The sequence below is a fragment of the Allobosea sp. GW821-FHT12C12 genome (genome assembly GCF_058807355.1).
In genome coordinates, this window is sequence record NZ_JBXAQP010000006.1 from 143,436 (window position 1) to 163,386 (window position 19,951).

At 69.0% G+C, this 19,951-nt stretch carries 22 protein-coding genes and 3 tRNA genes; 15 read left to right on the forward strand and 10 right to left on the reverse strand.

Going from position 1 to position 19,951, the window contains the following annotated elements; all coding sequences use genetic code 11:
- Positions 1 to 4: 4 nt before the first annotated feature.
- Positions 5 to 217, reverse strand: coding sequence for a LysR substrate-binding domain-containing protein (locus AC1RRW_RS10915; protein WP_492900897.1), 213 nt, complete (start codon positions 215 to 217; stop codon positions 5 to 7).
- A gap of 291 nt (positions 218 to 508) precedes the next feature.
- Here AC1RRW_RS10915 and AC1RRW_RS10920 point away from each other — a divergent pair, with 291 nt between their 5' ends.
- On the forward strand, positions 509 to 1,846 hold the full coding sequence (locus AC1RRW_RS10920) for a nucleotide sugar dehydrogenase (protein ID WP_492900767.1): 1,338 nt from the start codon (positions 509 to 511) through the stop codon (positions 1,844 to 1,846).
- A gap of 8 nt (positions 1,847 to 1,854) precedes the next feature.
- Here AC1RRW_RS10920 and AC1RRW_RS10925 read toward each other — a convergent pair whose 3' ends face one another.
- Positions 1,855 to 2,781, reverse strand: coding sequence for a MurR/RpiR family transcriptional regulator (locus AC1RRW_RS10925; RefSeq protein WP_492900769.1), 927 nt, complete (start codon positions 2,779 to 2,781; stop codon positions 1,855 to 1,857).
- Between the two features lie 84 nt (positions 2,782 to 2,865).
- Between AC1RRW_RS10925 and AC1RRW_RS10930 the strand changes: the two genes are divergently transcribed.
- The 6 genes from AC1RRW_RS10930 to AC1RRW_RS10955 all read left to right on the forward strand — a co-directional run bounded on the left by AC1RRW_RS10930 (position 2,866) and on the right by AC1RRW_RS10955 (position 7,508).
- Positions 2,866 to 3,630, forward strand: a complete 765-nt coding sequence (locus AC1RRW_RS10930) for a transporter substrate-binding domain-containing protein (RefSeq protein ID WP_492900770.1) — start codon at positions 2,866 to 2,868, stop codon at positions 3,628 to 3,630.
- A 163-nt stretch (positions 3,631 to 3,793) separates the two neighbouring features.
- Positions 3,794 to 4,486, forward strand: a complete 693-nt coding sequence (locus tag AC1RRW_RS10935; protein WP_492900771.1) for an ABC transporter permease — start codon at positions 3,794 to 3,796, stop codon at positions 4,484 to 4,486.
- Complete coding sequence (locus AC1RRW_RS10940; RefSeq protein ID WP_492900772.1) at positions 4,483 to 5,193, forward strand: ABC transporter permease; 711 nt, start codon at positions 4,483 to 4,485, stop codon at positions 5,191 to 5,193. Before AC1RRW_RS10935 ends, AC1RRW_RS10940 begins: the two co-directional genes overlap by 4 nt.
- 4 nt (positions 5,194 to 5,197) lie before the next feature.
- Positions 5,198 to 6,313, forward strand: coding sequence for a succinylglutamate desuccinylase/aspartoacylase family protein (locus tag AC1RRW_RS10945; protein ID WP_492900773.1), 1,116 nt, complete (start codon positions 5,198 to 5,200; stop codon positions 6,311 to 6,313).
- Positions 6,314 to 6,324: 11 nt separating this feature from the next.
- Positions 6,325 to 7,134 carry an ABC transporter ATP-binding protein gene (locus AC1RRW_RS10950; RefSeq protein ID WP_492900774.1) on the forward strand — a complete coding sequence of 270 codons (810 nt, stop codon included), beginning with the start codon at positions 6,325 to 6,327 and terminating at the stop codon, positions 7,132 to 7,134.
- A 167-nt stretch (positions 7,135 to 7,301) separates the two neighbouring features.
- Positions 7,302 to 7,508, forward strand: a complete 207-nt coding sequence (locus AC1RRW_RS10955; protein WP_492900775.1) for a hypothetical protein — start codon at positions 7,302 to 7,304, stop codon at positions 7,506 to 7,508.
- Positions 7,509 to 7,539: 31 nt separating this feature from the next.
- On the opposite strand, the gene AC1RRW_RS10960 is transcribed toward AC1RRW_RS10955, so the two are convergent.
- Both AC1RRW_RS10960 and AC1RRW_RS10965 read right to left on the reverse strand, forming a co-directional pair.
- Positions 7,540 to 7,613, reverse strand: a tRNA-Gly gene (locus AC1RRW_RS10960).
- A gap of 46 nt (positions 7,614 to 7,659) precedes the next feature.
- Positions 7,660 to 7,744, reverse strand: a tRNA-Tyr gene (locus AC1RRW_RS10965).
- Positions 7,745 to 7,985: 241 nt separating this feature from the next.
- Here AC1RRW_RS10965 and rlmB point away from each other — a divergent pair.
- Positions 7,986 to 8,801: a 23S rRNA (guanosine(2251)-2'-O)-methyltransferase RlmB gene (gene rlmB, locus AC1RRW_RS10970; protein ID WP_492900776.1), complete on the forward strand. Its 816-nt coding sequence runs from the start codon at positions 7,986 to 7,988 to the stop codon at positions 8,799 to 8,801.
- Between the two features lie 64 nt (positions 8,802 to 8,865).
- Here the strand turns inward: rlmB and AC1RRW_RS10975 are convergent, their stop codons facing one another.
- Complete coding sequence (locus AC1RRW_RS10975; protein WP_492900777.1) at positions 8,866 to 9,372, reverse strand: hypothetical protein; 507 nt, start codon at positions 9,370 to 9,372, stop codon at positions 8,866 to 8,868.
- Positions 9,373 to 9,755: 383 nt separating this feature from the next.
- Between AC1RRW_RS10975 and AC1RRW_RS10980 the strand changes: the two genes are divergently transcribed.
- The 5 genes from AC1RRW_RS10980 (at position 9,756) to AC1RRW_RS11000 (ending at position 14,151) form a co-directional block, all read left to right on the forward strand.
- The gene (locus AC1RRW_RS10980; protein WP_492900778.1) at positions 9,756 to 11,387 is read left to right on the forward strand and encodes an MFS transporter; all 1,632 of its coding nucleotides are present in this window, start codon (positions 9,756 to 9,758) and stop codon (positions 11,385 to 11,387) included.
- A 148-nt stretch (positions 11,388 to 11,535) separates the two neighbouring features.
- Positions 11,536 to 11,610 (forward strand) — tRNA-Thr (locus AC1RRW_RS10985).
- 97 nt (positions 11,611 to 11,707) lie between these two features.
- Positions 11,708 to 12,136 carry a hypothetical protein gene (locus AC1RRW_RS10990; RefSeq protein ID WP_492900779.1) on the forward strand — a complete coding sequence of 143 codons (429 nt, stop codon included), beginning with the start codon at positions 11,708 to 11,710 and terminating at the stop codon, positions 12,134 to 12,136.
- Between the two features lie 123 nt (positions 12,137 to 12,259).
- Positions 12,260 to 13,246: an MBL fold metallo-hydrolase gene (locus AC1RRW_RS10995; protein WP_492900780.1), complete on the forward strand. Its 987-nt coding sequence runs from the start codon at positions 12,260 to 12,262 to the stop codon at positions 13,244 to 13,246.
- Positions 13,247 to 13,377: 131 nt separating this feature from the next.
- On the forward strand, positions 13,378 to 14,151 hold the full coding sequence (locus AC1RRW_RS11000; RefSeq protein WP_492900781.1) for an NAD kinase: 774 nt from the start codon (positions 13,378 to 13,380) through the stop codon (positions 14,149 to 14,151).
- A gap of 10 nt (positions 14,152 to 14,161) precedes the next feature.
- Here the strand turns inward: AC1RRW_RS11000 and AC1RRW_RS11005 are convergent, their stop codons facing one another.
- From AC1RRW_RS11005 to AC1RRW_RS11015, 3 genes are read right to left on the reverse strand one after another with little or no spacing between them, the layout of a single operon-like run.
- Positions 14,162 to 14,932, reverse strand: coding sequence for a GAF domain-containing protein (locus tag AC1RRW_RS11005; protein ID WP_492900782.1), 771 nt, complete (start codon positions 14,930 to 14,932; stop codon positions 14,162 to 14,164).
- 53 nt (positions 14,933 to 14,985) lie between these two features.
- Entirely contained in the window at positions 14,986 to 16,200 is a 1,215-nt protein-coding gene (locus tag AC1RRW_RS11010) for a DUF2336 domain-containing protein (RefSeq protein WP_492900783.1), read from the reverse strand.
- Positions 16,197 to 17,288 (reverse strand): lytic transglycosylase domain-containing protein, encoded by a 1,092-nt coding sequence (locus tag AC1RRW_RS11015; RefSeq protein ID WP_492900784.1) that lies wholly within the window; start codon positions 17,286 to 17,288, stop codon positions 16,197 to 16,199. The genes AC1RRW_RS11010 and AC1RRW_RS11015 overlap by 4 nt, the downstream gene beginning before the upstream one ends.
- A 123-nt stretch (positions 17,289 to 17,411) precedes the next feature.
- Here AC1RRW_RS11015 and AC1RRW_RS11020 point away from each other — a divergent pair, with 123 nt between their 5' ends.
- The gene (locus AC1RRW_RS11020) at positions 17,412 to 17,936 is read left to right on the forward strand and encodes a MaoC family dehydratase (RefSeq protein WP_492900898.1); all 525 of its coding nucleotides are present in this window, start codon (positions 17,412 to 17,414) and stop codon (positions 17,934 to 17,936) included.
- A 5-nt stretch (positions 17,937 to 17,941) separates the two neighbouring features.
- The gene (locus AC1RRW_RS11025; protein WP_492900785.1) at positions 17,942 to 18,820 is read left to right on the forward strand and encodes an HpcH/HpaI aldolase/citrate lyase family protein; all 879 of its coding nucleotides are present in this window, start codon (positions 17,942 to 17,944) and stop codon (positions 18,818 to 18,820) included.
- Between the two features lie 334 nt (positions 18,821 to 19,154).
- Here AC1RRW_RS11025 and AC1RRW_RS11030 read toward each other — a convergent pair whose 3' ends face one another.
- Positions 19,155 to 19,334 carry a hypothetical protein gene (locus AC1RRW_RS11030; RefSeq protein WP_492900786.1) on the reverse strand — a complete coding sequence of 60 codons (180 nt, stop codon included), beginning with the start codon at positions 19,332 to 19,334 and terminating at the stop codon, positions 19,155 to 19,157.
- Positions 19,335 to 19,345: 11 nt separating this feature from the next.
- Complete coding sequence (locus AC1RRW_RS11035; RefSeq protein ID WP_492900787.1) at positions 19,346 to 19,951, reverse strand: flavin reductase family protein; 606 nt, start codon at positions 19,949 to 19,951, stop codon at positions 19,346 to 19,348.

Here is a 19,951-nt window from a genome sequence, read left to right on the forward strand (position 1 = left end):
TCGCTCACGAGCCCGATTGCGCCATCAGCCAGTCGACGAACAGGCGCACGATGCGCCGCCGCCGATGCGCGCTCGGATACACCAGATGGTGGTCGACGTAACGCACATCCTGGTTTGAGTCCATGAGCGGCGCGACGAGGCGGCCGGCCCTGATCTCGCGCTCGGCGAGCAGCGTCGATTCAAGCGCGATGCCGATGCCGTCGCAGGCAGCCGCGATTGCGAGAAAGCTGCGGTCGCGCGCAGAGCGGCGTCACTGTTTCCTCGGGCAGCGGCAGCGAGATCAGCCTCGGCGAGACGACGAAGGAGCTCTGGCCCTTCTTCGGGGTGGCGATGATCGTGCTGCTGGGGTCAGCTACGTGCCGGCGCTGACGATTTATTGAAGCCCTATCGTCATTGCGAGCGAAGCAATCCGGGAGGGCGTGGAGCGCGTGGCTCTGGATTGCTGCGCTCGCAATGACGGACGCGCGTCCGCGTTGACAGGCCGGGCGTCTCGGGCGACGAGCGGGTCATGCCGTCAGAACCCGCCCGACGCCTCATCGACCGCATCCGCGACCGCTCCGCCGTCATCGGCGTGATCGGGCTCGGCTATGTCGGGATTCCGCTGGCGCTCGCGGCGCTGCGCCGGGGCTTCCGCGTCGTCGGCTTCGACATCGACGAGACCCGGGTGGCGCAGATCAACGCTGGCCGCGAGACGTTCAGGCACATCCCGATGGATGCGATCGTCTCAGGCGCGGCCGAGGGCCGCTTCGCCGCGACCGCCGATTTCAGCCGCCTGTCGGAGCCCGACGCGCTGCTGATCTGCGTGCCGACCCCGCTGTCTCGCCATCGCGAGCCCGATTTGTCCTATGTCCGCAGGACGACCGGGGCGATCGCCGCGACCCTTCGGCCGGGCCAGCTGATCGTACTGGAATCGACCACCTATCCCGGCACCACCGACGAGCTGATGCGGCCGACCCTCGAAGCCACGGGCTTAAAGAGCGGCGCCGACTTTTACCTCGCCTATTCGCCCGAGCGCGAGGACCCCGGCAATGGCGAGTTCGGCACCGCCGACATTCCCAAGGTCGTCGGCGGCGACGGGGCCGACGCGCTCGCGATCGCCGATGCGCTCTACGCGGCGCTTGTGGTCAGGACCGTGCCGGTCTCCTCGACCGCGACCGCCGAGGCGGTGAAGCTGACCGAGAACATCTTTCGCGCCGTCAACATCGCGCTCGTCAACGAGCTGAAGCAGGTCTACGCGGCGATGGGCATCGACATCTGGGAGGTGATCGAGGCCGCCAAGACCAAACCCTTCGGCTACATGCCGTTCTATCCGGGGCCGGGCCTGGGGGGCCACTGCATCCCGATCGACCCGTTCTATCTGACCTGGAAGGCGCGCGAATTCGACATCGCGACGCGCTTCATCGAGCTTGCCGGGCAGGTCAACACCGAGATGCCCTACCGCGTGGTCGACCGGCTGGCCGAGCTCGTCGACCGCGAGCGCGGCCGCGCCTTCAGCGGGACGCGCATTCTCGTGCTCGGCCTCGCCTACAAGAAGAACGTCGAGGACATGCGCGAGAGTCCGGCGCTGAAGCTGATCGAGCTGATCGAGGCGCGCGGCGCCAAGGCGGACTTCCACGACCCGCACATCCCGGCGATCCGCCCCTCGCGCCGGCATTGCGCCCTCGCCGCGCGAAAAAGCGTGGCGCTGACAGCCGAAGCGATCGCCGCTTACGACGCCGTCCTGATCGCGACCGACCATGACGAGGTCGACTACGCCCTGGTCGCGGCCCATGCGAAGCTGATCGTCGACGCCCGCAATGCCTGCGCCCGCCATGGGCTCTCCGGCCCGACCATCTTCAAGGCCTGAGGCGTTCGTCAGCGACCCCGCGCCGGCTGCGACACCAGATAGGCCGAGATCGCGTCGGTCAGCCGCGTCGCATTAGCGACGTTGTCGGCGTTGGAGAGCATCAGCGCCGCCACCAGCGCCTCGATCACCAGAAGCGCGGCGACATTGCTCGACGACAGCACCGGATGCGTGCTCTGCGCGATCAGCGCCTCGCGCGCCAGCGGCGCCAGCGGCGAGGCGGCTGAATCGGTCAGCGCCACGATCGCCGCGCCCCGGTCGGCCGCATAGCGCGCCAGATGCACGGCGTCGGTCGCGTAGCGCGGAAACGAGATCGCGATCAGTGCGTCTTCCGGCCCCAGATTCATCAGCCGGCCGGCCGCGTTCTCGGTGCCGCCGAACTCGACCACGTTGACGAGCTGCTGGCGGAAGGGCTGCAGGCCGAGCGTCAGGAGCCCCGCGAGATGGGCCGAGAGCCCGAAACCCATCACATAGACGCAGCGCGCCTGCGTGATCAGCGCGACGATCCGCGCCAGCGCCGCCGGCTCGAGCCCTTCGGCCGTGCCGCGCAGATTGGCGAGCGTGTCCTCCAGACCCTCGCGCAGCGGCTCGAACGCGCCCTCCCCGCGCGCGAAAGCGCCTTTCAGCTTCTCGACGGGCCGCAGCACCGATTGCAGCGTGTCCGCGAGCGCGGCGCGCAAATCCGGAAAGCCGCCATAGCCGAGCGCGCGGGCGAAGCGCGACAGGGTCGCGGTCGAGACGCCGCTGGCGGCGGCGAGATCCTCGATCGACAGCGCCGCGCCGCGCACCGGGTTGCGCAGCAGATGCTCGGCGATCGCCCGGTTCGAGGCCGAGCCCGCGCCCTGCAGGCTCAGCAGCCGCTGCCCGAGTTCGGACGCCGCGAAAGCGACGTCGCTCGCGCCGTTGCCGCCATTTTGTGAATGAAGAGATATTTTCATAACTTGACCATATGAAAATAATTTGCCAATGTGAAGCCAGGGCAGGACATAAAGATCCAGTCATTCGCATCGGGAGACATCATCATGCTCAAGCGCGGCTTCCTCGCGGCCGTCCTGTCCGCCGTCCTCGCCCAGCCGAGCTTCGCCCAGGCGCAGAAACTGCGCATCGGGGTCGAGGGCAATTATCCCCCGTTCTCGATGATCGCGCCGGACGGCAAGCTCGGCGGCTTCGACATCGACATCGCCAATGCCGTCTGCGCGCAGATGAAGGCCGAGTGCTCCTTCGTCCAGCAGGAATTCGACGGGATGATCCCGGCGCTGAACGCCAGGAAATTCGACCTGATCGTCGCCTCGATGACGATCACCGACGCCCGCAAGAAGTCGGTCGATTTCTCCGAGCCCTATTACGACGTGCCCTCGCGCTTCGTCGCCAAGGCGGGCGCCTTCGCCGATCATTCGCCGGCCTCGCTCAAGGGCAAGACCATCGTCGTGCTGCGCAACTCGCCGCGTGCCGCCTATCTGGCTGAGAACTACAGGGAGAGCACCGTCGTCCTCGCCGGCAAGGAAACCGAGGTCTATATGGAACTCGCGGTCGGCCGCGCCGATGTCGGCTTCGGCTCCTCGGTCGTCTCGGGCGAGGCCTTCCTGAAGAAGCCCGAGGGCAAGGGCTACGCCCAGCTCGGCCCGGCGATCCGCATCGGCGCGGGCTCCGGCGTCGGCATCGCGGTGCGCAAGGACGACGACGCGCTGCGCACGCAGATCAACGCCGCGCTCGCCGCGCTCAAGGCGAATGGCGGCTACAAGGCGCTGGCCGACAGGTATTTCGACTTCGACATTTCGGGGCCGTGAGCGTCTGGCGCCTCCATCGCCCGTCACCCTCTCCCGTCATGGTCGGGCTTGTCCCGACGATCCACGTCTTTGAACCGCGCGATCATTGCCAACGTCGCAAGACGTGGATGCTCGGCACAAGCCCGGGCATGACGGTATTGGACCGCGCCGATCGGGCGCCCGCATGTTCCTGCACGGCTATTTCCCCGCCATCCTCGAAGGCCTGCGCTCGACGCTGCTGGTCTCGGCGACGTCGCTCGCCATCGCCTGCGTCTTCGGGCTCATCGGCGCGGCCGCCAAGCTCTCGCCCTCGCGCGCGGCCAATATCGCCGCCGACGCCTACACCACGCTGATCCGCGGCCTGCCCGAGCTCGTCCTGCTGCTGCTGATCTTCTATGGCGGCCAGATCATGATCAACAAGCTCGCCGACAGGGCGGGCCTCGGCTATCTCGACATCAACCCCTTCATCGCCGGCACGGCGACGCTCGGCTTCATCTTCGGGGCCTATCTGACCGAGACCTTTCGCGGCGCGATCCTCGCGATCCCGCGCGGCCAGGCGGAAGCGGGCCAGGCCTATGGCATGAGCCGGCTCCTGGTCCTGCGCCGGATCGTGCTGCCGCAGATGGTCCGCCACGCCATTCCGGGCTTCACCAACAACTGGCTGGTGATGATCAAGGCGACCGCGCTGCTCTCGATCATCGGTCTCGACGACATGGTCCACCGCGCCAACCTCGCCTCGGCGGCGACGCGCGAGCCCTTCACCTTCTACGCGACGATCGGAGCGCTCTATCTCGCCGTGACGACCGTCTCGATCCTGATCCTCGGCTGGGTCGAGAGACGCTTCTCGCTCGGCGTTCGCAAGGTCGAATTCCGATGATCGACTGGGCCCTCATCGCGGAATCCTGGCCGCTCTACCTGAACGGGCTCAAGGTCAGCCTGATCCTGATGGCGATCTGCGTCTCGGCCTCGTTCATGCTCTCGGTGCCGCTGGCGATCGCGCGCGTCTCGCCGAATCCGTGGCTCGCGAAGCCGGTCTTCCTCTACACCTATGTCGTCCGGGGCACACCGCTCCTGGTGCAGCTCTACATGATCTATTTCGGGCTGGCGCAGTTCGAGTGGCTGCGCGAGAGCGTCGCCTGGCCGCTGTTCCGCAACGCCTGGTTCTGCGCCTGGCTCGCCTTCGCTCTGAACTCGACCGCCTACACCACCGAGATCCTGGCCGGTGCGCTGCGCCAGACGCCCAATGGCGAGCTTGAGGCGGCGCGCAGCCTCGGCCTGTCGACGCCGTCGATCTACCGCCGCATCCTGCTGCCGAGCGCGATCCGCCGCGCCTTGCCGCAATACGGCAACGAACTCGTCATGGTGATGCACGCGACCTCGATCGCCAGCGCCGTCACCATCGTCGAACTGACCCGCACCGCGCGCGACGTCTACTACAACAACCTCGCCCCGCTCGAGGCCTTCGGCATGGTGGCGGCGTTCTACTTCGTCATCACCTTCACGCTCGTCGGCATCGTCAAGCTGCTCGAAGGGCGCTTCCTCAAGCACCTTCGGCCGAAATCGGCCGAGGCGAAACCGGCCTGAAATCATGATCACCGACATCTACGCCATTCCCGCCGGCGGCCCCGGCGTCCATCACGCGCTGACCGTGCATCGCTTCGGCCGGCACGGAGCGCGCCCGTGCGTCTACGTTCAGGCCGCGCTGCATGCCGACGAGATCCCCGGCATGATATGCGCCCAGGCGCTACGCCGCGAACTGACGGCGATCGAGGCGGCGGGCGACCTCAAGGGCGAGGTCGTGCTCGTGCCCGTCGCCAACCCGCTGGGCCTGAACCAGCAGGTGCTCGGCCAGCCGGTCGGGCGCTTTTCGCTCAGCGATGGCGGCAACTTCAACCGGGACTTCCCGGCGCTGGGCGAATCCTTGGCGGGGCGCACCGGCGACAGGCTCGGTCATGAGCCGGCGGCGAATGCCGCGCTGGTCCGGCGGGCGCTGGCCGAGGAGTTGGTCGCGCGAGCGGCCATCACGCCGGCCGAGCATCTGAAGAAGACGCTGCTCGGCCTCGCTTTGGCGGCCGACCTCGTGCTCGACCTGCATTGCGACGCCGAAGCCGCGATGCATCTCTACACTCACACCGCCTCGGCCGGGACCTTCGCGCCGCTGGCGGCGCTTCTGGGTGCGCGCGCCGTGCTTTTGGCAGATGTCTCGGGCGGCGATCCGTTCGACGAGGCGGTCAGCCGGCCCTGGGCCGAACTCGCCGCCGCCGTCCCGAACCGGCCCGTGCCCTTCGGCTGCCAGTCGGTCACGGTCGAACTGCGCGGCCAGCGCGACGTCGATCACGCGACCGCGGACAGCGACGCCGGCGCGATCCTCGCCTTCCTGCGCCATGCCGGCGTCATGGCGGGCCAAGCGCCGACGCTGCCCGAACCGCTCTGCCCGCCGACGCCGCTGGAAGCATCCGAGCCGATCATCGCGCCGGCCGCCGGCATCCTGGTCTACCGGCGCGAGGTCGGCGAGACGGTCGCGGCCGGCGAGGTCATCGCCGAGATCATCGACCCGCTGACCGGCGAGACGACGGAGGTCGCGACGCAGTCGAGCGGCGTCTTCTACGCCCGCTCCTCGGTCCGTTTCGCCACGCCCGGAAAGCGGCTCGGCAAGGTCGCGGGGACGAGCGCGAAGCGCAGCGGCCGACTGCTCAGCCCCTGAAGGATATGACCATGGACCAGACCATGATCGAGATGCCGGTGGTCGCCGCCGCGGCGGTGGAAAAACTCCGCGCCGAGGGCCTGCGCAAGAGCTTCGGCGCGGTCGAGGTGCTCAAGGGGGTCTCGCTCGCGGCCAGTTCCGGCGACGTCATCGCCATGATCGGCTCGTCGGGCTCGGGCAAGAGCACGGTGCTGCGCTGCCTGAACCTGCTGGAGCGGCCCAATGCCGGCCGCATCGTGGTCAGCGGCGAGGAGCTGCGCCTGACGGCCGACCGCAGGGGCGAGCTCGACGCCGCCGATCCGGCCCAGCTCCAGCGGATCAGGGCGAAGCTCGCCATGGTGTTCCAGCAGTTCAACCTGTGGGCCCATATGACGGCGCTGGAGAACGTCATCGAGGCGCCGGTCCGCGTGCTCGGCCTCGCCAGGGCCGAGGCCGTCGAGCGGGCTGGGCGCTATCTCGCCCGCGTCGGCGTCTCGCATCGCAAGGACGCCTATCCGGCGCATATGTCGGGCGGCGAGCAGCAGCGCGTCGCGATCGCACGGGCGCTCGCGATGGAGCCGGAGGTGATGCTGTTCGACGAGCCGACCTCGGCGCTCGATCCCGAGCTGGTCGGCGAGGTGCTGCGCGTGATGCGCTCGCTCGCCGAGGAAGGGCGCACCATGCTCGTCGTCACCCATGAGATGGGTTTCGCCCGCGAGGTCGCGAGCCGGGTGATCTTCCTGCACCGCGGCGTGATCGAGGAGGAAGGCGCGCCGGCGGATGTGCTGGCCAAGCCGAGGAGCGAGCGCCTGCAGGCCTTCCTCGCCAGCAGCCTGAAATAGCCGTCGCCGCTCGGGCTCCATTCGGCCCGCGCGGGTCGCTGCCGCCATTTCAGGCTGGCGCGGCCCGGCCGCTCCTGCTGAATTGCGCGGATGCTGACCAAGCCGACCATCCGACCGATCTGTCGCTTACGGCCGCCGCGCCGCCCGAACTCTCGCGCATCCATCTCGTGAACCACGGCGCGGCGGCCAGCCACGGCGCGATCGCCAGCGACATCCCCGGCGCGGCGATCGCCGCCGAGCGGCTCACCATAGCCATCGCGAGCGCCTTCTTCCGCGAGGACATCGCCGAGATCAGCGCCGATCTCGACGCCTTCGACGAGCCGGAGCTGGAAAGCACGCCGTTCCTCGTCGCGCGCGGACGGCCGGAGGGCTGACGATCGGCAGTCCGGCTTTCAGAGCGAAGGATGGAGCGGGTACCGGGAATCGAACCCGGGTATTCAGCTTGGAAGGCTGCTGCTCTACCATTGAGCTACACCCGCGCCGGGCCGACGCTATACGGCGGCAGACAGCATAGCGAGGACACGGTGGTGGGGGAAGCAGGACTCGAACCTGCGAAGGCATAGCCAGCGGATTTACAGTCCGCCCCCTTTGCCGCTCGGGACATTCCCCCGCCGTGTCGCGCCTGGAAACCAATGTTCCCGTCCGCCAACCCGCGGCCACCGCGAAGGGAGGGCGCAGGCGAGGCCGGACTTATGGTGAGCCGGGTCCGGCCTGTCAACGCCAAAAAGCCATTGCCGCCAATCGGCAGCGCGACGAGGTTGCGGCGAAAGCCGAAGCCAGGCCGTGGCCATGCTCTGGCCAAGCGCGGCGCATCATGGCAGGGCATGGCCTCGCCCATTCTGGAACCTTCCATGCCAACCCCGTTTCGCCAAAAGCCGTCAAAGTCCCAAAATCCGTCGAAATCCTGGGACGAGCGCCCGCGCGGCCGCGAGGACGGCCCGCCGCCCCATCGGCCGGGCGAGATCGACGAGGCGGTGCTCTATGGCGTGCACCCGGTCATCGAGGCGCTGAAGAACCGCAAGCGCCATCATCGCAGGCTGCTCGCGACCGAGAACGGGCTGAAACGGCTCACCGACGAACTCGGCGAACTCCCGATCCGGGCCGAGATCGTCCGCCCCTCCGGGATCGACCGGCTGCTGACGCCCGATTCGGTGCATCAGGGGCTTTATCTCGTCTGCGACCCGCTGCCTTCGCCCGATCTCGACAGCCTGCCGGACGATTCGATCGTGCTGGCGCTCGACCAGATCACCGATCCGCACAATGTCGGCGCGATCCTGCGTTCGGCCGCCGCCTTCGCGGCCGCGGCGGTGATCGTCACGATCCGCCATTCGCCGGCCGCCACCGGCGTCCTGGCGAAATCGGCCTCGGGCGCGCTGGAGCATGTGCCGCTGGTCGCGGTGCGCAATCTCGGCGACGCGCTCGAACGCCTCGGCAAGCGCGGCTTCCAGCGCGTCGGCTTTGATTCGGACGGCGAGGTCGCGTTCGACGACGTGACGCTGACCAGGCCTCTGGTCATGGTGATGGGCGCCGAGGGCAAGGGGCTGCGCCAGCGCACGCGCGAGCTCTGCGACCAGGTCGCGCGGCTGGAGGCGCCGGGCGCGATCACGAGCCTCAACGTCTCCAACGCCACCGCGATCGCGCTCTACGCCGCCAGCCGCAGGCGCTGAAGCATCGGCTCGGAAAGTGGAATCCACTTTCCGGAGAAATCCGATGCTCGGACAAGGGGATGGATCAGCGGCGCCCCGGCACGGTCAGCAGCAGCGCGCCGGTCTCGGCGCGGAGGCCGCGCGTCATGCCGCGCGCCTGCCCGTCCGCGATCCGGATCACCCGCACCACCGGCCGGTCGGACCTGCCTTCGATACGGTAGAGCGTCGGCTCCGGCCGCGGCGGATAGGGGATGCCGGCCCGCGCCGGCAGGTTGGCGAAGGCGAACGGGTCGATCGGAACGGGCCGCTCGGCCTCGATCTCTCGCGTCGCCGCCATCCGGTTCGCCGGATCGTGGAACGCCGGCCCGCCGAGGAACCGGCCGCGATGATCCTCGCCGCGGTGATGGCCACGCAGTTGAGACCGCGCGTCGTCGGCGCGGTGGCCGAAGCCGCGCCCTCCCGGACCGCCATCGTGCTGGCCGACGCCGCGAATTCCATCGCCGTGACCTCGGCCGGCGGCGGACGCATCGTCAGGCAGGCCGGTCAGCGCCCCGAACGTCAGGGCCAGTCCGGCAATCGTCGCGCGCAGCATCGCAAACCCTCCTCGTCGATCCGCATCGCTGAGGCTTCCGGGCTCGATCATAGTGCCGTCGAGGCGCGAGGAAAGCCCCGTCCGCGATCGGCCGCTTCAACCTGCTGCCGGCCGGCAGACGCGCCTCCGCCTTTCGTCTTACGCCTAAGGGTGCAAGACCAAGTGCCTGATTGATCTGGTACGATTCCATGCGCTTCAGTGCGCGCTGACCCGATGGGCGTGGCGTCACGCTCGCCCGCGGGCATAGTCGGCATCGCGTCAAAACAAAATCGAGCCGCATCGAAACGGGCAGCCGCGATCACCGGGCTGCCGGGCACATAGCAGGGGAGCACGCCATGAGCATGGCAGCACAGACATCGGGGGCAGCGGCCGGACCGCGCCCGATGACCAAGGAAGAGAAACGCGTCATCCTGGCCTCGTCGCTGGGCACGGTCTTCGAATGGTACGATTTCTATCTCTACGGTTCGCTCGCCGCGATGATCGGCGCGCAGTTCTTCTCGGCCTTCGATCCCAACACCCGCGCCATCTTCGCGCTGCTCGCCTTCGCCGCCGGCTTCCTCGTCCGCCCCTTCGGCGCGCTGTTCTTCGGCCGCCTGGGTGACCTGATCGGCCGCAAATACACCTTCCTGGTCACGATCGTGATCATGGGCGCCTCGACCTTCCTCGTCGGCCTGCTGCCCTCCTACGCCCAGATCGGCTGGATCGCGCCGGTCATCCTGATCGCGCTGCGCATGCTGCAGGGCCTGGCGCTCGGCGGCGAATACGGCGGCGCGGCGGTCTATGTCGCCGAGCACGCCCCCGTCGGACGGCGCGGCTTCTACACCTCGTGGATCCAGACCACGGCGACGCTCGGCCTGCTGCTCTCGCTGATCGTCATCCTGGGCATCCGCACCACCATGGGCGAGGCCGATTTCGCCGCCTGGGGCTGGCGCATCCCGTTCCTGGCCTCGATTATCCTGCTCGCCATCTCGGTCTGGATCCGTCTCCAGATGCAGGAGTCGCCGGCCTTCAAGAAGATGAAGGAAGAGGGCACCGGCTCGAAGGCGCCGTTGTCCGAGGCTTTCGGCAACTGGAAGAACGCCAAGATCGCGCTGCTCGCGCTGTTCGGCCTCACCGCCGGCCAGGCCGTCGTCTGGTACACGGGCCAGTTCTACGCGCTGTTCTTCATTCAGAGCATCCTCAAGGTCGATCTCTACACCGCCAATGTGCTGATCGCCTGGTCGCTCATCCTCGGCACCGCCGGCTTCATCGTCTTCGGCTCGCTGTCGGACAAGATCGGCCGCAAGCCGATCATCCTGGCCGGCTGCCTGATCGCGGCGCTGACCTATTTCCCGCTGTTCGGCGCGCTGACCAAGGCCGCCAATCCGGGGCTCGCCGCGGCGCATGAGAACGTCAAGGTCCAGGTCGTCGCCGATCCCGCCACCTGCGGCTCGGTGTTCGACCCCGTCGGCGTGCGCACCTTCACCCAGCCCTGCGACATCGCGCGTCGCACGCTGGCGACGCAGGCGATCGTCTACACCCAGGCCCCGGCCACGGCCGGGACGCCGGCCAAGGTCACCGTCAACGGCAAGGACGTCGCGATCGACGGCGCCTTCGCCGCCACCATCGCACGGGAGGCGGCCGCGGCCGGCTATCCGGCGGCGGGCGACGCCCGCATCGTCAAGACCGGCTTCCTCGGCGCGCTGTTCAACGCGCAGTCACTGAAGATCATCGGCATCCTGACGATCCTGGTCGTCTACGTCACCATGGTCTACGGGCCCGTCGCCGCGGCGCTGGTCGAGCTCTTCCCGACCCGCATCCGCTACACCGGCATGTCGCTGCCCTACCATATCGGCAACGGCTGGTTCGGCGGCCTGCTGCCCGCGACCTCGTTCGCGATGGTGGCCGGCACCGGCGACATTTATTACGGCCTCTGGTACCCGATCGTGATCGCGCTCATGACCTTCGTCATCGGCATGCTCTTCGTCCCGGAGACCAAGGATCGCGACATCATGACCTACGAGAACAAGGCCTGATCGCCTGACCAGGAACGTCGGGACGAAGCCCCGCCCTCACCGGCGGGGCTTTTTCGTTGGGGCGCGGCGCAAACCGCCGGAGAAGCAGTGCGGGTCGCGACCTTGCCCTCGACCCGGCGGGCTGGTAACCGCTGGCGGGTCAGTCTGGGCCGGCGTAGCACAGCGGTAGTGCAGCGGTTTTGTAAACCGAAGGTCGGGAGTTCGATCCTCTCCGCCGGCACCAGCCCCCAAGGGCGCGACCATATGGACGGCGCGAGATTTGCCTGATGGAATGGCAGGACGAACCGCCCTCGACGGTCCGCCCGGAGACAACAGGATCGATGGACAGCCCCGATCATCTCCTCGCGCTGGCGCAGCGCTGCGAAGGCTCCGCCAAGCCCGATCGCACGCTCGACGCCGACATCTACGAGGCGCTCGGCTATACGGTCCGCCGCAAGCCGATGAACATGGTCAGCCGCCGCGCGCCGGCCGGCGGCATTTACCAGCAGGGCGCGCTCTGGAAGACGCTGGGCACCGTCAGCGCCGATATCGACGTCGCCGTCGCGATGCTGCGCCAGAAGGCGCCGGACTGGAACTGGAGCCTGCAATGCCTCGCGGCCGAGGAGAGCGCCGCCTTCCAGGCCATCGTCGCCGACTGCTCTGGCAATGCCGCCATGGGCTCGCTGGCCCTCTGCGCGGCGATGCTGCGCGCCTTCGCCCTACGGGGCCTGTCCGGCGCGGGCGCGCGCGCGCTCAACCGGCGGACCTGAGCCGGCGTCAGCCGCCGTCGCTCACGGAAACTTGACTGTCCGCATGGCCGGGGCAGTTGAACATGGCCTTGCTGCCGTTAGGTTCACGCGCGGGCTCCGACCGAGCCGAGGGGAGAAGACCATATGCATGATCACGATCCGTCGCGCCGCACCGTGATGGTCGGCGCGGGCGCGCTCGCCGCCGCCGCCGCCTTCGATCTTCCCGCCGGCATCAGCCCGGCTCTTGCACAAGGAGCGCCCGTGACCCAGGCCCCCGGATTCTACCGCTACAAGGTCGGCGACATCACCGTCACCGCCATCAACGACGGCTTCGCCCGTCGCCCGCTCGAGGGTTTCGTCCGCAACGCCGAACTCGCCGACGTCAGGAAGGCGATGGAGCAGGCCTTCCTGCCGGCCGACGCGCTGAACATCTCCTTCACCACGCTCGCCATCGAGAACGGCGGCAAGCTGACGCTGATCGACACCGGCAACGGCGACTCCGGCGCGCCGACTTCCGGACGCTGGATGGCCAATTTCAAGGCCGCCGGCTTCGACCCCAAGGACGTCTCGACCGTGGTGTTCAGCCATTTCCACGGCGACCACATCAACGGCTTCCGGCTGAAGGACGGCGCCGCCGTGTTCGCGAACGCCGAGGTCATGGTCCCGGCGGCCGAATGGGCCTTCTGGATGGACGACGCCAAGATGAACGCGGCTCCGGAAGCGATGAAGGGCGCCTTCGGCGGCGTCCGCCGCGTCTTCGGCCCCGTCGCCAGGGATGTGAGGCAGTTCGAGGCCGGCAAGGAGATCCTGCCCGGCATCACCGCCATCGCCGCGCCCGGCCACACGCCCGGCCACACCACCTTCGCGCTGGCGTCGGGCTCGGGCAGGATGATGGTGATGTCCGACACCACCAACCACCCGGCCCTGTTCGTGCGCAATCCCGACTGGTCGGCCGTGTTCGACATGGACGGTCCGCAGGCCGCCGCGACCCGGCGCAAGCTGCTCGACATGGTCGCGGCCGACAAGATGCAGGTCGCCTTCTACCATGCGCCATTCCCGGCCACGGGCTACATCGCCAAGTCCGGCAACGGCTACGAGATGGTGCCGGTGCAATGGAGCCCGGCGATCTGAGATCGCGCTCGCATCGTCATGCGAAAGGCCGGGGGCGACCCCGGCCTTTTTCTTAGCCGTGGTCTCGCGGGCGTAACACGGGCCGTGCTAGGCATGGCGGCCTTTCCGGGCACGCGCCGCCAGGATCCCCGATGACCGAGCGTTACTCAGCCATCTCCTTCATCGCCAGCGAGACGCCCGAGGCGCAGGCCGCGCTCGCCAGGCTCGTCGACCGCTACGGCAACGCCGACCCGGCCGAGGCCGACGTCATCGTGGCGCTCGGCGGCGACGGGCTGATGCTGCAGGTGCTGCACCGCTTCCTCGGCGCCGCCAAGCCGATCTACGGCATGAACCGCGGCTCGGTCGGCTTCCTGATGAACGAGTTCCGCGAGCGCGGCCTCTCGAAGAAGCTCGAGGCGGCGCAGCGCAGCGTCGTCCATCCGCTCTCGATGCGCGCGCTCGACCAGGGCGGCAGCGAGGTCCAGGCCAAGGCGATCAACGAGGTCTCGCTGCTGCGCCGCTCCTACCAGGCCGCCAAGCTGCGGATTTCGATCGATGGCCAGGTCCGCCTGACCGAGCTCGTCGCCGACGGCGTGCTGCTGGCGACGCCGGCGGGCTCCACCGCCTACAACCTCTCCGCCAACGGGCCGATCCTGCCGCTCGACGCGCCACTCCTGGCGCTGACGCCGATCTCGGCCTTCCGCCCGCGGCGCTGGCGCGGCGCGCTGCTGCCGGACCATGCTCAGGTGACGATCGAGGTGCTGGAGCCGGCCAAGCGCCCGGTCAGCGCGGTCGCCGACCATACCCAGATCGAGAACGTCGTCTCGGTCTCGATCGAGATCGACCGCAGCGTCGACCTCGTCATGCTGCACGATCCGGGACACAGCCTGGACGAGCGGATTCTCAGGGAGCAGTTCGGGTATTGAGCAGGCGGTTCTAGCTCTCGAACGCGAGCTCGACGCGCCGTTCAGACCGCGCGGTGACGTTGCACAGCCGTGACAAGCCGGCCGCCGCGATCACGAGGGCGACCCGGTCGGGAATGCCTGCAGCGCTGATGACGTCGACCTGCGCCGCCGAGCGGGACAGCATCCGCACCGTGCAGTCGACGCTCGCCCGGCCGTTGTCGAAGGTCATCCGGCCGGCCGCCAGGACCGCGTCAGTGGGCTTTGCCTCGCGACCACGGCCCTCGGCGGCAAGCAGGCGGCGGCGCATCTCCAGCATCTCGGTGGTGAGGCCACCGAATTCGGCGAGCGTCTCGCCGTCGTTCTCGCTGAAAGCGCGCGGCTGCTGGTCCATCACGCATAATGTGCCGAGCACCTGGCCATCGGGCGCCCGCAAAGGATAACCGGCATAGAAGCGGATATGCGGCTCGCCGGTCACGAAGGGGTTGTCGCGGAAGCGCTCGTCGCGGGTGGTGTCCGGAATGGTGAGCGGCGCGCCCTCCTGGATCACCGCGTAGCACAGCGCCGGCCCGCGACCGGTCTCGCAGGCCTCGACGCCCTGACGCGACTTGAACCACTGGCGATGGCCGTCGACGAAGGTGAGCGTTGACATCGAGACGCCGAAGACGCGCCTCGCCAGTTGCGTCAGCCCGTCGAAGACCTGCTCCGGCGGCGTATCCAGCACGTCGTATCGCGCCAGCGCGTCGAGCCGCTGCTGTTCCTGCGCGGCGTTCAGGCGCTGGGAGGGAAGGATCACGCGTGCCATTCAAGAGCTCTTCGCTTCGGTCCCCTGCCCCTCGCCGCAGGCAAACAATACGATCAAGCCGCGCGCCGCACATCCCCGATCTCGAGCTCGACCAGCAGCGCCGGATCGGCCTCGACCAGGAAGGCGAGCGCCGCATCGTCGGCGAGCGAGTCCGCCATGGCGCGGGCCTCCTCGCGGGCGGCTTCCGCATCCATCCGGCGCAGCAGCGCCATCAGCGCGTTGGAGCCGGGATCGTCCAGCGCCTCGACCGCGATCAGAACATCGCGCAGCAGGCCGCGATCGAGCCCGCGTCCGCCGCCTGCCAGATCGAAGCCGCGCGCGTTCAGCGCCATGATCGCTGCCGTGAAGGCCGGCTGCACCGCGTCGGGCAATCCGGCCTTGCGGTAGAGCGCCTTCAGGCCCGAGCCGCGCCGGTCGCGCAAAAGCGCCGCGACGCGGGTCGCGGGCAGTTCCGACAGCGAGACGAAGGCGGCCTCCGCAAGCGCCGGCTCGGCGCTGAGCAGCGAGCGCAGCATCAGCCCGGGCGTGAGCCTGCCTTGAGCCCGCAGCACCTCGACGATCGCTGGCGCATCGCTCTCCTCGGTCCCGGCCGCCAGAGCGACCGCGACGCGCTCGGTCGCCTCGCGGGCGAGCCGGGCGCTGCGCTCCGGCGAGAGCCAGCCGCAATGCGTGACGAAACTCGTCAGAGCGTCCGAGACATGCGCCGCGATGGTCTGGCGCAGGCCGGCCGGCAGATCCTCGCGCGCCAGAAGCGCCTCGCGCAAAGGGCCGAACTCGCCGGCGCGCTCGACCATGCGTTCCAGCGAGAAATCGGGAATCCTGGCGCTCGGATTGCGCACCAGCGCGACCAGCGCCTCCTCGACGCCGACCTCGGCGAGAGCCGCGGCGACGCTGGCGGGCAGATGCGGTCGCTGGGCGATGGCGCGCTGCGCGAGGGCGTCTCCGATCGCGGCGGCGTCGACCAGATCGGCTTCGCCGAGCACCGGCGAATGGGCGAGAAGGAGCGCCGCGACATCGCTCTGGTCGGCGATCAGGCCGAGAACGAGGTTGCGCGGGGCGTGAGGAGAGGCGGCCATCTCCTCGGCGATGGCGCGGCGCACCAGCGGCGAGGGATCGTCGATCAGCGCGATCAGCGCGGTCTCGGCCTCGCGCCGGTCCTCCTCGCCCATGCCGGAGCGCAGATAGGCGCCGGCGAGCGCGGCCGCGCCTTCGGCGCGCGCCTGCGCCGTGGCCGTGCGGGCCCAGAGCAGGAAGCGGCGGACGATCACGTGCCGCTCCGCTGGATCATGAAGGAGGACAGGTCGAGCGGGGCGCGGCGCGGCTTCGCGACCTTGGCCTGCGGTTGCGCGGCCACGGCTGCCGGCTGCGTCAGCTCGACCGGCCGCGATGGCGGCAGCGGCGCTCGGACCGGGGTGGCGGGCGTGGCCGCGGCCGTCTGCGCGGCGATCGCGCCAGCGGGCGCGGCCGGCGAGGCGTCGTTCTGCGTCTGGCGCGGGAAGTAGCGCGAGCCTTCGTCGAGCGAGGCCATCCGCGTGCCGCCGCTGCGTGGCGTGGTCCAGAGATTGGCGACGGCTTTCGAGACCGGCTCGCGCGAGCCCTCGGTCGAGAACAGCCCGATCAGCCCGCGCGCCCGGCCCGGCGCTAGCGCGGCCGCGATCTGGGCCGGCTGGTCGGCGCCCTGCCCGGCGGCAGCGGGCTGCGAGGCCGTCGTAGCGGCGGCGAGCTGCGTGTTGGCGTGGCTCGCGGCCAGCATGCCATAGACCTCCTGCGCGCCGCGGGCGCGGCCGGCCTTGTCGAAGAAGATGCCCTTGTTGGCGGCGGCGGCGTCGGGGAAATCCCTGGCTACGGCCCGCGTCGGATCGCTCATCGCGGCGCGGATCAGGTCGGAGGCCCCGCGCGCGCCGAGCACATGGGCCATGTAGAGCTCGCCGGCATTCGGCTGGCGGCCGAGGCTGGCCGTGAGCTGCTCGCGGTTCTTCTGCGTCAGCGCGCCGGCCATCACGGCCGAAACCTGCGGATCGGTGCGCAGTTGCAGGATCTTTTCGCGCGCGGCGGGGTCGGCGACGGTCAGGCGGCCGCCTTCGCTTTCGCTGATCGCGCTGGCGTAGTCGCTCAGGCCCTGCTTGGGCCCTTCCTGCTTGACCATGGCGAGCCAGGTCTGCTCGATGAACTGGAACAGGCCGGTCGCGCTCGAGGTCCTGGCCTTGGCGTCGGGCTCCAGCGCCGATTCCCGCTGCGCCGTCTTCAGCAGATAGTCGAAGCCGGCTCCGGTCTTCTGCGCGCCGTCGCGGATGGCGCTGACGACGGGGTTGGCGGGGGCTGTCTCTTTTGTCTGCGGCGTGCTGAACAGGAACATCGGAACTCTCGGGCGCGAGACTGCCGCCGGGTCGCCGCCGCCGGACGCGGCAGCGCCTGTGGAGAGTGGCCCGATTATGGTAAGCGAACCGTTAAGCGCGGGAATCGGCGACGTGCCGAAGATATCCGCGAGTCAAGGAGTTGGACGGCCATGGCGGATGGACAGCGGCACAAGCGCGGCGGCATCTATTTCGAGGATTTCGTCGTCGGCTCCGTGATCGAGCATGGGCTGACCCGCACGGTCACGCAGATGGACAACATGCTGTTCTCCAACATGACGCTGAACCCGCAACCGCTTCATATCGACGCGCATTTCTGCGCGACCGAGACCGAATGGGGCAGGCCGCTGATGAACTCGCTGTTCACGCTCGGGCTGATGATCGGCATCTCGGTCAACGACACCACGGTCGGCACCACGATCGGCAATCTCGGCATGACCGACGTGACCTTCCCGGCCCCGCTCTTCGAGGGCGACACGATCAACTGCACGACCGAGATCGTCGCCAAGCGCGAGTCGCGCTCGCGGCCCGATGCCGGCATCGTCGAGTTCCAGCACAGGGCCTACAAGCAGGATGGGACGCTGGTGGCGCAGTGCCGCCGCCAGGCCTTCATGCGCAGGCATCCGGCGCCCCCCGCGATCGCGGTCTGACCGGCATGCGCTCGCTCCTGTTCGTTCCGGGCGACAGCCCGAAGAAGCAGCGGAGAGGCCTGGAGTGCGGGGCCGACGCGCTGATTATCGATCTCGAGGATTCGGTCGCGCTCGACGCCAAGCCGCGGGCCCGGACCATCACCCTCGATTTCCTCAAGGCCGTCAGGGCGCAGGCCAGACGGCCGCTCCTGATCGTGCGCGTCAACGCGCTCTCGACCGGGCTGACCGAGGCCGATCTCGACGCGGTGATGCCGGGCGCACCGGACGCGATCATGCTGCCCAAGGCCGAGGGCGGCGTCGATGTCAGCCATCTCGCCGCCAAGATCGCGGTGCGCGAGGCCGAGGGCGACCTGCCCGATGGCGGCACGCGCATCATCCCGATCGCGACCGAGACCGGAAAGGGCATCTTCGGCCTCGGCAGCTATGCCGGCGCGACGCACCGGCTCGCCGCCCTGACCTGGGGCGCGGAAGACCTCTCCGCCGACCTCGGCGCGGAGACCAACCGGCTTGGCGACGGCAGCTATGCCGACCCCTACCGCCTCGCCCGCGCGCTGACGCTGTTCGCGGCCGCGGCCGCGCAGGTCGACGCGATCGACACCGTCTTCACCAATTTCCGCGACGATGACGGCTTCCGGGCCGAATGCCTCGCCGCGCGGCGCGACGGCTTCACCGGCAAGATGGCGATCCACCCGGCGCAGGTCGGGCCGGCGAACGAGGTCTTCGCGCCGGCGCCCGAGCAACTCGCCAAGGCCGAGGCGATTATCGCGCTCTTCGCCGAAAATCCCGGCCAGGGCGTGATCGGGCTCGACGGCGAAATGCTCGACCGTCCCCATCTGGTCAGGGCGCGGCGCCTCAAGGCGCGGGCGGAGACGCTGGCTGAATAGAATCCCGAAGGCGATTCCGATGACTCGGGTTTTCGCGATCGACAGCATGCATTGCGGCGGCTGCGCAGCGCGCCGTGACGGCGCTCGCGCCGGGCGGCGTCGTGACGCTCGATCCGCCGCGCCTGAGGCTACCGGACGGCGTTCGCTCGACGTTGCGGCGGTCAATGCCGCGCGGGCGACGATGGTCGAGTGGAAGGCTGCCGGTCCGCTCGCCGTGGGCTAGAGACTTTACGCAGGAGAGTGTGCCGACTACCGTTGCGCCGCTGGCGGGGCAGAGGATGTGTCTTCCCAAAAACCGTTGCGCCGCCCAGTATTACGCGCGACGCGCCGGCGCCTACGTCCTGATCTGCCGGCAGGCCCGCATCGTCGACGAGAGGCAGTCCTGCGCCTTCCTGGCCCGGTCGAGCTCGAAGACCAGCCAGATGCCCGCGCCGAGCACGAGAAGCGCGACGATCACCGCCAGCAGGTTGACGGTCATCTTCCAGTCGTCGTCGGGCTCGTAGGGCTGCCGCAAATCGGCTCTCCTCACCCTCCGGGCGGGCGGATGATCGAGAACAGTCTATCGACCTCGGCATAGTCGGCATAGCCGCAGCGCGCGATCGGATTGGCGGCGGCGGTGTCGAAGCGGCCGTCGCGGATGCAGGCGTCGTCCATGTAGATGCCGACGACCTGGCCGATCACCATCCAGCGCGGCAGGACATTGCCGTCGAGATCACTGAGCTGCTGGATCGAAACTGTCTTGCACTCCAGCGCGGCGGGGCTGCCCGCCACGCGCGGCGGCTTGACGAATGTGGACGGGGCCATCTTCAGCCCGGCATGGGCGTATTCGCTTTGGCCCCGAGGGAGAGGCGCCGAGGTCAGGTTCATCTGCCGCGCCAGAGCCTTGCTGACGATCGAGCAGGTGAATTCGCCCGTCTCCTCGACGAAGGCGACGGCGTCCTTCTTCTCCTCGGAGGTGAACATGACCATGTGCGGCCGCGACGAGACGGCGTTGAAGAAGCTGTAGGGCGAGAGATTGACCTCGCCCTTGCCGTTCAGCGCCGTGATCCAGCCGATCGGCCGGGGCGTCACGATCGCCTTGAACGGGTCGTGCGGCAGGCCGTGGTCCTGTAGCGCGGTCGAATAGATCAT

What these genes read in the sequence shown, in the direction of transcription:
- AC1RRW_RS10920 (WP_492900767.1), top strand. Translation starts at nt 509, where the DNA reads ATGCCGTCAGAACCCGCCCGACGCCTCATCGACCGCATCCGCGACCGC.
- AC1RRW_RS10925 (WP_492900769.1), bottom strand. Translation starts at nt 2,781, where the DNA reads ATGAAAATATCTCTTCATTCACAAAATGGCGGCAACGGCGCGAGCGAC.
- AC1RRW_RS10930 (WP_492900770.1), top strand. Translation starts at nt 2,866, where the DNA reads ATGCTCAAGCGCGGCTTCCTCGCGGCCGTCCTGTCCGCCGTCCTCGCC.
- AC1RRW_RS10935 (WP_492900771.1), top strand. Translation starts at nt 3,794, where the DNA reads ATGTTCCTGCACGGCTATTTCCCCGCCATCCTCGAAGGCCTGCGCTCG.
- AC1RRW_RS10940 (WP_492900772.1), top strand. Translation starts at nt 4,483, where the DNA reads ATGATCGACTGGGCCCTCATCGCGGAATCCTGGCCGCTCTACCTGAAC.
- AC1RRW_RS10945 (WP_492900773.1), top strand. Translation starts at nt 5,198, where the DNA reads ATGATCACCGACATCTACGCCATTCCCGCCGGCGGCCCCGGCGTCCAT.
- AC1RRW_RS10950 (WP_492900774.1), top strand. Translation starts at nt 6,325, where the DNA reads ATGGACCAGACCATGATCGAGATGCCGGTGGTCGCCGCCGCGGCGGTG.
- rlmB (WP_492900776.1), top strand. Translation starts at nt 7,986, where the DNA reads ATGCCAACCCCGTTTCGCCAAAAGCCGTCAAAGTCCCAAAATCCGTCG.
- AC1RRW_RS10975 (WP_492900777.1), bottom strand. Translation starts at nt 9,372, where the DNA reads ATGCTGCGCGCGACGATTGCCGGACTGGCCCTGACGTTCGGGGCGCTG.
- AC1RRW_RS10980 (WP_492900778.1), top strand. Translation starts at nt 9,756, where the DNA reads ATGACCAAGGAAGAGAAACGCGTCATCCTGGCCTCGTCGCTGGGCACG.
- AC1RRW_RS10990 (WP_492900779.1), top strand. Translation starts at nt 11,708, where the DNA reads ATGGACAGCCCCGATCATCTCCTCGCGCTGGCGCAGCGCTGCGAAGGC.
- AC1RRW_RS10995 (WP_492900780.1), top strand. Translation starts at nt 12,260, where the DNA reads ATGCATGATCACGATCCGTCGCGCCGCACCGTGATGGTCGGCGCGGGC.
- AC1RRW_RS11000 (WP_492900781.1), top strand. Translation starts at nt 13,378, where the DNA reads ATGACCGAGCGTTACTCAGCCATCTCCTTCATCGCCAGCGAGACGCCC.
- AC1RRW_RS11005 (WP_492900782.1), bottom strand. Translation starts at nt 14,932, where the DNA reads ATGGCACGCGTGATCCTTCCCTCCCAGCGCCTGAACGCCGCGCAGGAA.
- AC1RRW_RS11015 (WP_492900784.1), bottom strand. Translation starts at nt 17,288, where the DNA reads ATGTTCCTGTTCAGCACGCCGCAGACAAAAGAGACAGCCCCCGCCAAC.
- AC1RRW_RS11025 (WP_492900785.1), top strand. Translation starts at nt 17,942, where the DNA reads ATGCGCTCGCTCCTGTTCGTTCCGGGCGACAGCCCGAAGAAGCAGCGG.
- AC1RRW_RS11035 (WP_492900787.1), bottom strand. Translation starts at nt 19,951, where the DNA reads ATGATCTATTCGACCGCGCTACAGGACCACGGCCTGCCGCACGACCCG.